Genomic DNA, 13,322 nt, shown 5'->3' with positions numbered 1-13,322 from the left:
CCCTCCACGGCCCCTCCACCGAGGACGTATGCCGTCCGCACGCCACCCGACGGCATACGTCCTCGCGCTTCGCCTCCGGCGTAAGCCGTTGACGCTCGCCCGTAATGGAGTAATCCTGATTACATGATTACGAATGAAGCACTGGAGCGGGTGCGCGGCTGGTTCGTCGGCCGCCTGCCCGAGGAGTGGCGCAGCACGCCACCCGAGATCACGGTCGACCGCGAGGAGATCACCGTCGTCCTCACCGTCGCCGACGTCGACCTGCCCGACGGGTCGAGCGACGCCGAGCGCGACGAGGCGCGTGCCGGCCGCACCAAGGCGTTCCGCGAGGACACACGCGGCCGCCGCATCGAGATCGCCCGCGAGGCCGAGCACCGCTTCGAGCGGAAGGTGTCGTGGGCCGTGCGCGTCGGCGACCGCACCGAGCTGTTCACGCACGTCGCCGCCCCGGCGATGACCCGCCTGCGCCAGCCCGAGCGGCTCGTCCTCGACACGCTCGTCGACGCCGGGGTCGCCAGGTCACGGGCCGAGGCCCTGGCCTGGTGCGTCAAGCTCGTCGGCCAGCACGAGAGCGACTGGCTCGGCGAGCTGCGGGAGGCGATGTCGCACGTCGCGGACGTGCGCACCAAGGGTCCCGCGGCCTGATCAGCCCTGCTGGTCGCTGCCGCGCTTGATGGCGGAGATCTCGAACTCGAGCGAGATCTTCTCCGAGACGAGCACGCCGCCGGCGTCGAGCGGCATGTTCCACTCGAGGCCGAAGTCGCGCCGGTTGATCCGGCGCGAGCCCTCGAAGCCGGCACGGAGCGCGCCGAAGGCGTCGGTCTGCACGCCGATGAGCTCGATCGGGATCGTGACGGGCTTGGTGACGTCGCGGATCGTCAGGTTGCCGGAGACCATGTAGGCGTTCTCCTCGACCTCCTCGATCTGCGTGCTCTCGAAGCGGATGTCGGGCCACTTCTCGACGTCGAAGAAGTCCGCGCTGCGCAGGTGGTCGTCGCGCTGCTGGTTGCGCGTGTCGACGCTGGCGGCCTTGAGGACGACCTCGGCGTAGGACTTGGCCATGTCGTCGAGGTCGGCGTAGAGGCGACCGGTCACGTCGTTGAAGGAGCCGCGGACCGTCGTCACCATCGCGTGCCGGGCCGAGAAGCCGATACGGGTGTGGGCCGGGTCGAAGTCCCAGTCCCCGCTCAAGGCGGATCCGTGGTCGGTCATGGTCTCTCCCCTGCGGGTCGATGGATGAGTCGCGGCATCCTCTCACGACCCAGGGTGCTTGAATCTTTCACTATCGCCTCGTTCGTTGGCAAGTGCGGAGGGCGGACCCCGGCCCCGGGCCCCCGAACGGCCGACCTGTCCATACCCGCTGACCATCCCGCACGCGCCCCGCGGGCGCCACCCGCGGGCGGTTTGCGAGATGCCCTGAGGGGTCGGCTATAGTTCCACTCGTTGTCCCGGCCAGGTAGCTCAGTTGGTACGAGCGTCCGACTGAAAATCGGAAGGTCGGCGGTTCGACCCCGCCCCTGGCCACCACCCCGAAGCCGCAGGTTCAGATCCCTCTGACCTGCGGCTTCGTCGTGGCCGCCGAGCGGCAAGATCAATGGGCAGGCGCACGTTGCTGCCCTTGGGACGGGCGCATGCTGTCCTGCTGCGGCCCATGAGGTCGTGGGTTCCCTCCCCTGGCTCCCGTGCGTGCAGGAGTGATCGGTCCCGCGCTCTGCCTGATGGAGGCTCAGGCGTCGACGATGACGGGGATGATGAGGGGGCTGCGGCGGGCCTGTCGATGGACCCAGGTGGACATGGCTTGGCGGACGAGCTCCTCGACCTGCTCGATGTCCTCGATGCCCTCCTTGGTGGCGGTGGTGAGCGCCTTCTGGATGGCCGGGGTGGCCTGGGCGAAGTCGCCGGGCTCGTGCTCGAACCCGTGGGCGAGGTAGTCGGGCTCCTCGGTGAGCTTGCCGGTGTCGGGATCGACGATGCAGACGATCGTGATGACCCCTTCCTCGGCGAGGGTGCGGCGGACGTGGAGCGACTCCTCGGTCGCGCCGCCGACCGTCATGGCGTCCACGTAGACGAGGCCGGCGGGGACTGTGCCGGCGATCGTCGCCCGGCCGTCGACGAGGTCGATGACGGCGCCGTCGTGGGCGATGAGGGCGCGCTTGGGGTCGACGCCGGTGCGGACGGCGATGTCGGCGTTGGCTCGCAGGTGGCGCCACTCCCCATGGACCGGGAGCACGCTGGAGGGCTGGACGATGTTGTAGCAGTAGGCGAGCTCGCCGGCGCTGGCGTGGCCGGAGACGTGCACCTTGGCGTTGCCCTTGTGAACGACGTTGGCGCCCCAGCGGGTGAGCTCGTTGATGACGCGGTAGATGGCGTTCTCGTTGCCCGGGATGAGGGAGCTGGCGAGCAGCACGGTGTCACCTTCGGCGACGCGGATGGGATGGTCTCGCCTGGCCATCCTCGACAGGGCGGCCAAGGGCTCGCCCTGCGACCCGGTGCAGATCAGGGCGATCTCGTTCGCGGGCCGGCGCTCGAGCTGTTTGAGGTCGACGACCAGGCCCGGGGGGATGTCCAGGTAGCCGAGGTCGGCGGCGATGCCCATGTTGCGCACCATCGACCGGCCGACGAAGGACACCTTCCGTCCATGGTCGCGGGCCGCGTTGAGCACCTGCTGGATGCGGTGCACGTGACTGGCGAAGCTAGACACGATGACCCGTCCCGGTGTCGTCCGGAACACCGCTTCGATCGCGGGGGACAGCTCGCCCTCCGACACCGTGAAGCCCGGGACCTCCGCGTTCGTCGAGTCGACGAGGAAGAGGTCGACGCCCTCTTCCCCGAGGCGGGCGAAAGCGCGCAGGTCGGTCACCCGACCGTCGAGCGGGAACTGGTCCATCTTGAAGTCGCCGGTGTGCAGGACGAGGCCCGCTGACGTGCGGATCGCGACGGCGAGCCCGTCGGGGATCGAGTGGTTGACGGCAACGAACTCGCAGTCGAAGGGGCCGAAGGTGCGCCGGTCGTCCTCGCTCACCTGCACGGTGACCGGGGTGATGCGATGCTCCTGGAGCTTCGCCTCGAGGAACGCGAGCGTGAGGCGTGAGCCGACAACGGGAATGTCCGGTCGCTCGCGCAGCAGGTAGGGCACGCCGCCGATGTGGTCCTCATGGCCGTGCGTGAGCACGATCGCGTCGACCTTGTCGAGACGGTCCCGGATCCAGGAGAAGTCCGGCAGGATCACGTCGACGCCCGGCTGGTGCTCCTCGGGGAAGAGGACGCCGCAGTCGACGACGAGCAGCCGCCCGGCGTGCTCGAAGACCGTCATGTTGCGGCCGATCTCGCCCAGTCCACCCAGGGGAACGATCCGAAGGCCGTCACGCGGCAGCGTGGGGAGGTCCTGGGGCGACCGCCGGGAGCCGCGTCCCCGCCCACGAGACTGAGGCCGGCGACCGCCACCCGCGCTCACAGGCCACTCCCGGGACGGGCACTCACGGCCTGGCGGTCCGAGCCTGCTGGGGCCTGCCCGGACGCCAGCCGGGTGGTTGCTGTGGACAGTTGCGGTGTCATGGTGATCCTTCTCGTGCTGAGCAACGGCGGGATGGCGACGAAACCGAGGTGTCAGGTGCTCACACCTGCAGACGCGCGGATGTCACGGGAGGCAGGTCACAGCGTGTCCCGTTCCGCGTCTCGTGGAGTCGCTGGTGCGGATTCTCAGGCCACGGTGATCGGCGTTCGCACTTCGAACTGTATCGGCGTCAGCCTGCCGAACGAGGAGTGTCGTAGTTGCCGCCGTACGTGGCGATCGGCGAGCGGCTCAGTGCTGCCGTGCCCGGGTGTCCTGTCGGGAGGCTCGGGTGACCGCCGATTCGACTACGTGTCGGTCCGCTCCGGCTCACCCTGCTTCTCGGACCCGTCCGCACTCGCTCCCGCTACTGCCCCCGCCTCCTCGGCCTCCTCGGCCTCCTTGGCCGCAGCCTTGACGTCCTGCGCGACGACGTGGTCGACGGCGGACTCCACGATGGCGTCGGCCGTCGCGAGCGCCCGCCGCAGCTCGACGACCGCGGGGTCGGAGACCAGGGCGACGATGGCAGAGTGGCCGGGCTCGACGGCATTTTCGAGCTCATGCGACAGTTCGCTGCGGTGGTGAAGCTGGCCCACCTTGCCGGCGGCGGCCCCCGCAGCGCCGAGAACCGCGGCGCTGGCGAGAATCGTCGGCGGAAAGATGAGGCCGAGGACGGCTCCGCCGACGACGCCCCACGTCAGGCCACGCCGGGTGGTGTGGTCGGTGGCCTTCTGGATCTCCAGCTGCCCGTCGGCCGTCCGCTTGACGACGATGACACCCTCGATCTGGACGTGCCGGCCGTCCTCAACCTCCTTGAGCGCCTCGTAGGCGTCCTGCGCCGTTCGGGTGTCCGAGAACTCAGCGATCAGCAGGGTGTACGCACCGTCGTACACCGCCCCGCCGGACATCGTGACATCGGCCTCATCGGGTGTGTTCGGGACTTCGGACATCGACGCCTCCTGGGTCAAGGGTGGACGCCGCCGGCTTGACGAGCACCGGTCGCGCCAGTGTGTTTTCGGACCCTACTCCTGAGAGGCGACGGGCAGCGGCTGGCTGACAAGAGGCAGGCCGCCCACCTCCGGGGAGATGGGCGGCCTGCGCGCCTGGCAGCTCTGTCGTGCTCCGTTCAGCGCACCACGTAGGCGGCCTTGACGACCTGCGTCACCGAGGCGCCCTTGCTGTCGGTCACCTCGACCCGCGTGGTGACCGTCTTGCCGCCGGCACCCGTGTGGTCGACGACCGCACTCCACGCCCCGGCGTTGCTGGACACCGCGGCGTTCGTCCACGTCGTGCCACCGTCGTACGAGAAGGCGAGCTTCGCCGAGACGATGTCACCGGGGGCGTAGCCACCGTGACCGGTGACCCGGATCGGGAGCACCTGCCCGGCCGAGGCTGCGAGGGTCTTGCTGCCTTCCTCGGGCAGACCGACCCGCGGGAAGAGCAGCGGGAGACCGACCGAGAAGGTGTCCGGGTCGAGCGCGGAGCGGAAGCCCCACGTCGTCTTGACCTCGGTCGAGCGTGCCCACTGACGCGCCGGACCCCCGAACTTGCCGGTGTTCAGCTCCAGCTCGTACGCCGAGTCCTCCGCCGGGACCTCGAAGACGCCGTTCGGGTAGTAGCTGTAGCCGATCTCCACGCCGTTGCGGCGCAACGTGAGGTTGCCCTCGTCACCGAAGCTGCCCGGGTTGGCCACGTGCCCGAAGTCGTCGCCCCACATCTGCGGGGCGAAGCCCATGAGGCCACCCTGACGCTCGGCGGTCAGCTGCTCGACGCCCTGGTCGTTCTTGATGGCTGCCGGGGCGATGATGCCGCCGTACCAGCTGTCGCTGCGGACGCTCCCGGCCGGGTAGCTGCGCCAGGCGTCGGCCATCGCCTCTCCGAAGGGGAAGCTCGACGTGAGGAAGTGGAACCACTTCGTGCCGCCGTCCGTGTAGAACTCCGTGCGCCTGGTCGCCACGTTGACGGCCTCGTAGGCGGAGACACCGAAGGCGACCCCGTTGTCGCGGCCGGCGTAGACGTAGTCCAGGAGCGGGGTGTCGACGCCCACGCCCTTGTAGTCGGCATCGGTTCGGCCCAGCTTCTTGTCCTGCACGACGAAGGTCTTGTCGTCGGTCAGCGGGGTCGACTGGGTGAAGCCGAGGTTGTAGACGTACGGGCTGCTGGCCGTCGCCTTCCAGGAGAGCGTCTGCTCACCGCCGGGGGCGGTGGCAAGGAGCGCCTGGAGCTGGTCGCCCTCGGCCATCGGCAGGGAGTAGGTGCCCACGCTGAGCGGCGTGAAGCCGGTGACCGGCAGCCACTTCCCGGGAGCCGGGGCATACGCCAGCAGGGCCTTGACACCGGCCGCGCGGGCCCGGTTGACCATCGACGGGGAGATACCGCCCGTGCTGACCTTGACGAGCACGACCTTGCCACTCACGCGGGCCGGGTCGAAGAACGAGCCGGTGCCGCCGTCGACGAGGCCGGCGGTGCCGACACCGTCGAGGCCCGGTGCCGCGTTCGGCGCCGCGATCGGGTGCAGCACGGGGCCGCCGACGACCGACATGGACTCCACCGCGGGCGCGTAGCGACGCGACCAGTCACCGAACTCCCAGGTGCCCTCCTTCGCGGTGCCCTGCACGTCGGCATACACGGCGGTCGAGGTGAGGCCCGCGCTGAGTGAACCCGAGTGGATCCACGTGTCGTCCCACGTGCGGGAGAACGAGAGGACGGATGCCTTGGCCACACTGGGCCGGTCCGTCTTGACCGACAGCAGGTGCGCCTTGGTCGCGTCGAAGTCGACCGTCGTGTCGGCAGTGATCGTCATCTCCGGGCGACCGAAGTACGCGATGGAGCCGACCGTGCCCGGGGTCAGGTACGTCGGGTCCGGGGTCCTGACGAAGCTCGACAGGAAGTAGGTACCGGGACGCACCTGGAACGTCTGCTCCGCCGCACCGTTGTTGAAGGCACGCTGGCCCTTGAACGAGTCGATGTTGATGACGTCGATGCTCGAACCGGCGTTGGCCGGGCTGCCGAGGCGGTCCTTCGCGCGCACCGTGAGCTGGACCGTCTCCGGAGCGACGTAGAGCGAGAAGGGCGTCGACACCGTGGCGTCGCCGGTGGCGACGATGCGACCCGTGACGTCGCCGTACTGTGCGGCCGCGAGCTTGGCGGTCGGGTCGACCTTCAGCGGGACGGTGACCGTCGCACCCGCTGGGATGGTCACCGACGAGGCCCCGAGGACCGCCGGCGCCGACTTGACGGTGGAACCGTCGTCACCGGTGACACCGGCGACGGACAGCTGGAGCGTCACCGGGTGGTCCGTGACGTTGGCGTAGGGGACGCCGATGGTCGTGACCTGGGCGCTCGTGTGCGGCCACGCGAACGTGCCAGCCTGCACCGGCATGGTGGTGACCGGTGCCTTCACGGCGGCGAAGACATCCAGGCGACCCGCACCCTGCGCGCGGACGTCACCGGGAACATCGGACTTCGCCGACGACACGAGCGCCGCCTTGAGCTGCTGGCCGGTCCACGTCGGGTGCGCCTGCTTGACGATGGCCGCAGCACCGGCGACGTGCGGCGTCGCCATGGACGTGCCCGACATGGCGACGTACGCGTTGTCGCCGCGGCCGCCCGAGCGTGCGGCGGAGATGCCGACGCCGGGTGCCGAGATCTCCGGCTTGAGGGTGTGGTCGACCGCGGTGGGGCCGCGACTGGAGAACCACGCCGGCACGTCCTGGCGGTCGACCGCCCCAACCGTCAGCACGGCGGGAGCGCAACCCGGGGCAGAGACCGTGTTGTTCGCCGAGCCGGTGTTGCCTGCAGCGATGACGAAGAGGCTCGAGCTGGTGGAGGCGAGCTCCTGAGCAGCGGCCGACATCGGGTCGTCGCAGGCCGCGGGAGCCCCGTTGCTGCCCAGGCTCATGGAGACGACGTCGGCGCCCTGCGCGACCGCCCACTCCATGCCGCCGATGATCATCGAGTCGGAGCCACCGCCGTTGTCACCGAGCACCTTGCCGATGAGCAGCTGCGTCTCGGGGGCCACACCCTTCTTGGCGCCGTCGCTCGCCGCACCGGAGCCGCCGACCGTCGAGGCGGTGTGCGTACCGTGGCCGTGCACGTCCGACAGTGCTCCACCCGCTGAGCCGGTGAAGTCCTGGGAGGCCACGATCCGGCCCTGCAGGTCGGGGTGCTCCGCATCGGCGCCGGTGTCGAGGACGGCGACCTTCGTGCCGGCCCCCTTGAGGCCTTCGGCCCAGGCCAGGTCGGCGTGGACCTGCTTGGTCGACTGGTCGAGGGTGGCATACGCCTTGGCGTCGAGCCAGATCTTCTCGATCTTGGCACCCGCCGCGGTGGACGGGTTCGTCGCGTCGGCGAAGAAGCGGGCGGCCTGCGCCTTGCCGGCCTTGAGCGCGATGCCGTCGATCGAGTGCAGCGTCTGGCCCTTGGCCGCGCCCTTCGGGGTGACCGGTGCCGAGCGTGCCCGGCTGAGGTCGGTGGTGTAGCGCGCGATGACCGGCACGCTGTCGGTGCTGGCGTCGTCGTAGCCCATGGCGACGAGCCCGGTCACGTTGAAGAGCTCCTCGTCCACCTTGCCCGAGGCCAGGGCGTCCACGGCGTCAGCGGGATAGACGTAGACGTCCTTGCCGACCCGGCGCGTCTCGACGGAAGGCACGGTGCCGTCCTCGCGCGGCAGCACGGTGGCGATCGGGGCGTCGGTGCCTGCCCCGGTGACGAGGACCTTGTCGCCCGTGATCAGGGTGACGGTCTTGGGGGAGCCGCTCGCCGCGTGGGCAGCGGACGATCCGACGATCGGACGCGGTGTGGCACCCGAGTCCTGGCCGAAGGCCGAGGTGGGGGCGGCCGCGGTGGCGGCAACGATGGCTACCGTTGCCACCCCTAGGGTGTGACGCCAGATGGGGCGCATGCTGGTCCTCCGGGGGATGGGGCGCGAGCCCGCTGTTCGGGTCACGCTGCGTGAGGGTGACGCAGGGGGGTGGGACTCCGGCGTCGCGAGCCACAGTGCCGGAGGAGCGGGTTTGTCCGGAAGAATGTGCGTGCGGCGGTTATGTGTCATGGCGCAGGTGCGCCACCGCCCCGGCAGAGTGACAGGGCGACCGGAAGGAGCGAGGGTGGAAGCGCTCGCAGCACTGGGTCTCGGTCGCGGAGAGGCGACGCTCTACCGCACCCTGGTCGGGTTGGGTGGGACCGACGCCGATGACCTGGCCCATCGGTGCCAGCTCTCGAGCTCGGAGGTCGAGGACGCCCTCGTCGCCCTGGAGCGCAAGGGACTGGTCGCACAGGCGGCCGCCACGCCCGGCCGCTGGGTGGCTGCACCCCCGGGGATCGCGCTGCGTGCCCTCCTCAACGACCGCCGTCACGAGCTCGACCAGGCCGAGCTCCTGGCCGCGCGGCTGGCGGAGGCGCACCGTACCGATGCTGCGGGGAGCGTCCACGACCTCGTCGAGGTCGTCGTCGGGGCCGGCGCGGTCGGTCAGCGGTTCCACCAGCTGCAGCTGGGCGCCGTCGAGGAGGTCTGCGTCCTCGTCACCGACAACCCGACGGCCGTGACGGCGGCGGAGAACCAGGCCGAGGACATCGCCTCCGCCCGCGGCGTGCGGTACCGGGTCGTGCTCGAGCGCGACGTGCTGGAGCAGACGTCGCAGACCGAGCTCGTGGCCGTGATCCGCCGCGACGAGGAGGTGCGCATCAGCGACCGCGTCCCGACCAAGCTCGTCATCGCCGACCGACGCACTGCGATGGTGCCCCTCGATGCCGACTCCCCCGACCCGGCCGCCCTCGTCATCCACTCGACGGGGCTCGTCCAGTCCCTCCTGTCGCTCTTCGACTTCGTCTGGCGCGAAGCCTGGCCGCTCAACTTCGCCTCTCCGGAGAGTGACGAGCTCGTGGAGACGGCCCCGGGGCCGGACGAGACCGACCTCCAGGTGCTCTCCCTCCTCATCGCCGGCGCTTCCGACGTCCTGGTCGCGAGGCAGCTCGACGTCGGGCTGCGCACCGTCCAGCGCCGCGTCCGTTCGCTCATGGATGCCACCGGTGCCAACAGCCGCATCCAGCTGGGCTGGGCGGCACACGAGAAGGGCTGGCTCCGGCGACCGTAGGGCCACGGAAGGCGCGCCTGACGACGACCGGCGACGACCCACTCCGACCCTCGGGCGATCGCCGGTGCCCGCCTCCCTCGCCCAACGTTGGACAAGGGTTGTACATTTTCGTGGTCCGACGCCTAGGGTCGGCATCATGGACCCCCGCTCCGCGCTCGAGGCGGTCCGGACCGCTCCCACCCTCCTCGAAGCCATGCGAGCAGCGTCGACGCTCGCCGACGTCACCGCGCAGGCGGACGGTGACGCCGTCCGTGACCTGACCTCGGCCACGCTCTCCGACGATCCCCTGACCGCCCTCGCCGCCGTCCACGCGCTCGGCGTCTGCAACGACCCCACCGCCGCACCGGTGCTCGCACGCCTGGTGGCTGACAGGCGGCCACACGTGGCGGAGCACGCGCTCGACGCGCTGCGGCACACGGCCCCCGTCGACGACGCGCTGCCCCACCTCGTCGGCGCGAGCCGCGACGGCGGCTTCACCGGGATGCTGGCCCAGCGCACCCTCGAGAGCTGGGCGGCGCAACAGCCGGACCGGGTGCGTGAGGTCCTGCTGACCGGTCTGGCGGCCACGGCCGACGACGACGGCCGCGCCCGACTGGCCGAGACGCTGGGGCTGGTGCCCGGCGCAGCGACCACGACGGCCCTCATGGCTCTCGGGGCCGACGACACCGAGGCGCTCCCCGTGCGTGCGGCCGCGACGGCAGCCCTCGGCGACGGACCCGCGGCCGACCAGAGCGCCGAGGCGCTCCTCGTGGCGTTGGCCCGCACCGTCGGCCCGCTGGCCCAGACCGCCCGGCTCGCCCTCTTCGACCTGCGTCCGGCCCCGGCACCACCCGTGCCCGACGGGCTGACCGTCGTGCAGCTCTTCCTGCACTCCGACATCGACGGGCAGCTGCACCACTCCGGCCGGGGCGACACCGGTGGCATCGCCACGCTGCTCGTGCACCTCGGGGACGCCCTGCTGCGAGGCGACCCCGCGGTGGCTCGGGTCATCACGATGTCGGGCGGCAGCCCCGACCCGGCCCAGTTCCCCTCGGGGCGTCCGTCGGCGGCACCCGGAGGCCACGTCGGCTCCTCGCTGCTCGCGACGGGCCACCACTACGCCAGGGTGCCGCTGTCAGGGCCTCTCGGGGTGGCCCGGGCGTGGCCGGCGCGGGTCGCGGCGCGCCGCGGGATCCGCCGGGTCCTCCGGGCCGCCGGTCGCGTCGACGCGATCCACCTGCGGATGGCCGACGTCGGGTCCATGGCAGCCGCCGAGGTGGCGGACGAGCTCGGCATCCCCGTGGTGCTGACCGTCGCGCCCGACCCCCAGGCCCTCATCGACGCGCGGGACCGCGCCGGGACGCTGACCCGTGCCGGGTTCGGTGAGGCCGATCTCGTGGAGCACCTGTGGTTCCGCGACCAGCTGCTCCGCGACCTCGCTGCGCGCGCCTCCCACCTCGTGCTCTTCCCGCGCCCACAGGTCGGCGACGACCTGCGGCGCTACCTCGGGATCGACATCGACGTCCAGCGAGAGCGCCTCGGCGTCGTCGGTGAGGGCATCGACGTGGCCGGTGTCGACCGCATCGTCGGCGAGACCCTGGACGGGTCCGGACGCGGCCACGGGTCCGGCGTCGCCGCGGCCCTCGACGAGCTCGACTCCCTCCTCGACACGCTCCCCGAGGACCGCCGGGCCCTGCCGACCATCGTGTCGGTCGGTCGGCTCAACCCCGTCAAGGGGATGGCGACCCTCGTGCAGGCCTGGCGTGACGACGCCCGGCTGCGCGAGCGCTGCAACCTGCTCGTCGTGGGCGGCGACCTCGACCAGCCCAGCGACGAGGAGGCCGCCGAGCTGGCCCGCATCGACGCCCTCGTGCCTGCGGGCGAGGCGGCCGACCAGGGGCTGCTCGTGGCGGGGCACCGCCCCAACGCGACGACCATCGCGTGGCTCGCACGACTGCGCGGACGACCGGGCGACACGGCGACGCCCGGGGTCTACGTGAGCGCGAGCCTCAAGGAGGAGTTCGGCATCGCGATCCTCGAGGCGATGGCCGTCGGGCTCGTCGTCGTCGCGCCCGCCGGCGGGGGCCCGGCGACCTACGTCGCCCACGGGGAGACGGGCATCCTCGCCGACACGTCCACCGCCGCCGCCCTCGCGAGCGCGACCCACGCCGCACTCGACCTCGCCGCGGCACCGGACGCCGACGCCCGGATGGAGCAGGCCCGGGACATGGTGCGCACGAGGTTCGGCATCGACACGATGGCCGCGTCGCTCGCTGCGGTCTACCGTCAGGTGGCGCCACAGCGAGCGGGCGGGCCGCGCCTGTCCGACGCCGTGGAGGGAGCCTCGTGACGCTCCTCGTCATCAGCCCCGACTACGCCTCCCACCTCTACCCGCTCGCCACCCTGGCGACGGCCTGGCGTGACGCGGGTGAGCGCGTCGTCGTCGCCACCGGCACGGCCACCGACGCCCTCGTCACCGCCTTCGGCTACGAGCGCGAGCACCTGCAGCTGGGGCGCGGCTCGAACCCTGGCGTCATCCGGGCCGAGGAGCAGCCGGCCGGTGAGGACGACTCGCTCCGTGGGTTCTTCGAGGCGACGAGGCTCGGCGCCGTCGAGACGCTCGCCTACCAGGCGCGGGCGCGCGGAGACGACCTCCTCTGGAACGCCGTGGGCGTGGCCCGGGCCGTGCACGACGTCGTCGACCGGGTGCGCCCCGACACGATCATCGTCGACCACCTCGCCTTCGGTGCCCGACTGGGTCTCGCCAGCAGGGGCACCAGCCACGCCGACGTCGTGCTGGGACACCCGTCCGCCCTCACCGTCGGCGACGAGGTGTACGGCTACCCACCGGCGTGGCCCCGTGCCTTCACGCCCGGGTCGGACGCCCTCGCCGAGCTGCGGCGGCTCTCGGAGCAGGTGCGCGACGACTTCACGGCGCAGTGGAACAGCGCGCTGGCGCAGCTGTCGCCCGGGGCCCCGTCGAGCGTGGACGCCTTCGCCGAGACCGGCGACGTCCTCATGCTCAACTACCCCGCGGAGCTGCACGACCGCCACCGCACCTCGCTGCTCCCGCGCCACACCTTCCTCGGCTCCGCGGTGCGGGCCGAGGCCCCGGACGACCAGGTCGAGGAGTGGCTCGGCCGCAGCGACGAGCCGGTCGTCTACGTCAGCCTCGGCAGCTTCCTCTCCGCCCGGTCGGACCTGCTCGCGACGATCGTCGAGGCGCTGCGCCCGCTCGACGTCCGCGTCGCCCTGGCCCACGGGTCGACGCCGCGTGCCCTGCTGGGTGCACTCCCCGAGTCGTGGCTCGTACGCGAGATGCTCCCGCAGGTGACCCTGCTCGGTCACGCGTGCGTGGCTGTCTCGCACGGCGGCAACAACAGCGTCACCGAGTCGCTGACGGCCGGGGTCCCCCTGCTGCTGCTCCCCCTCTCCACCGACCAGTTCGCCGGCGCCGCCGCCGTCGAGCAGCAGCGGCTGGGCGAGGTGCTCGACCCCAACCGCGCCGACGCCGCTGCGATCCGCTCGGCCGCCGAGCGCCTGATGGGTCACGCGGACTCCGTGGACCGCGCTGGGCTGCACCGGCTGGGCGCGTCGCTGCGCGAGCACCCGGGACCCCGACGGGCCCGAGACGCACTGACGCGGCAGACGGCCCCCGCCGACGGCAGCGGTCCCGCGACGGTCTGAGCCTCGCCCCA

General features: G+C 71.6%; 8 protein-coding genes and 1 tRNA gene. 5 read left to right on the top strand and 4 right to left on the bottom strand.

What is annotated here, in order from left to right; translation table 11 throughout:
* Positions 1-123 precede the first annotated feature (123 nt).
* On the top strand, positions 124-645 hold the full coding sequence (locus ACSQ2D_RS03825) for a hypothetical protein (RefSeq protein WP_435984698.1): 522 nt from the start codon (positions 124-126) through the stop codon (positions 643-645).
* Here ACSQ2D_RS03825 and ACSQ2D_RS03820 read toward each other — a convergent pair whose 3' ends face one another.
* Entirely contained in the window at positions 646-1,212 is a 567-nt protein-coding gene (locus ACSQ2D_RS03820) for a YceI family protein (protein WP_435984697.1), read from the bottom strand.
* A gap of 238 nt (positions 1,213-1,450) precedes the next feature.
* Here ACSQ2D_RS03820 and ACSQ2D_RS03815 point away from each other — a divergent pair.
* Positions 1,451-1,527 (top strand) — tRNA-Phe (locus ACSQ2D_RS03815).
* A 199-nt stretch (positions 1,528-1,726) separates the two neighbouring features.
* Here the strand turns inward: ACSQ2D_RS03815 and ACSQ2D_RS03810 are convergent.
* The 3 genes from ACSQ2D_RS03810 to ACSQ2D_RS03800 form a co-directional block, all read right to left on the bottom strand.
* Positions 1,727-3,313, bottom strand: coding sequence for a ribonuclease J (locus tag ACSQ2D_RS03810; protein ID WP_435984696.1), 1,587 nt, complete (start codon positions 3,311-3,313; stop codon positions 1,727-1,729).
* Between the two features lie 545 nt (positions 3,314-3,858).
* A complete protein-coding gene (locus ACSQ2D_RS03805; protein ID WP_435984695.1) occupies positions 3,859-4,518 on the bottom strand; it encodes a DUF1269 domain-containing protein in 660 nt (219 codons plus the stop codon).
* A gap of 158 nt (positions 4,519-4,676) precedes the next feature.
* Positions 4,677-8,423, bottom strand: coding sequence for a S8 family peptidase (locus ACSQ2D_RS03800; RefSeq protein ID WP_435984694.1), 3,747 nt, complete (start codon positions 8,421-8,423; stop codon positions 4,677-4,679).
* A 235-nt stretch (positions 8,424-8,658) separates the two neighbouring features.
* Here ACSQ2D_RS03800 and ACSQ2D_RS03795 point away from each other — a divergent pair, with 235 nt between their 5' ends.
* From ACSQ2D_RS03795 to ACSQ2D_RS03785, 3 genes are all read left to right on the top strand, one after another.
* Positions 8,659-9,645 carry a helix-turn-helix domain-containing protein gene (locus ACSQ2D_RS03795; protein ID WP_435984693.1) on the top strand — a complete coding sequence of 329 codons (987 nt, stop codon included), beginning with the start codon at positions 8,659-8,661 and terminating at the stop codon, positions 9,643-9,645.
* Between the two features lie 136 nt (positions 9,646-9,781).
* Positions 9,782-11,974 (top strand): glycosyltransferase, encoded by a 2,193-nt coding sequence (locus tag ACSQ2D_RS03790; RefSeq protein WP_435984692.1) that lies wholly within the window; start codon positions 9,782-9,784, stop codon positions 11,972-11,974.
* Positions 11,971-13,311 carry a nucleotide disphospho-sugar-binding domain-containing protein gene (locus ACSQ2D_RS03785; protein WP_435984691.1) on the top strand — a complete coding sequence of 447 codons (1,341 nt, stop codon included), beginning with the start codon at positions 11,971-11,973 and terminating at the stop codon, positions 13,309-13,311. Before ACSQ2D_RS03790 ends, ACSQ2D_RS03785 begins: the two co-directional genes overlap by 4 nt.
* Positions 13,312-13,322: the final 11 nt, after the last annotated feature.

This window comes from Terrabacter sp. LjRoot27, assembly GCF_964254175.1.
In the GTDB taxonomy this organism is placed as follows: Bacteria; Actinomycetota; Actinomycetes; order Actinomycetales; family Dermatophilaceae; genus Terrabacter.
The sequence above is the reverse complement of the archived record's forward strand: the minus strand, read 5'-3'. Positions and strand labels throughout refer to the sequence as shown.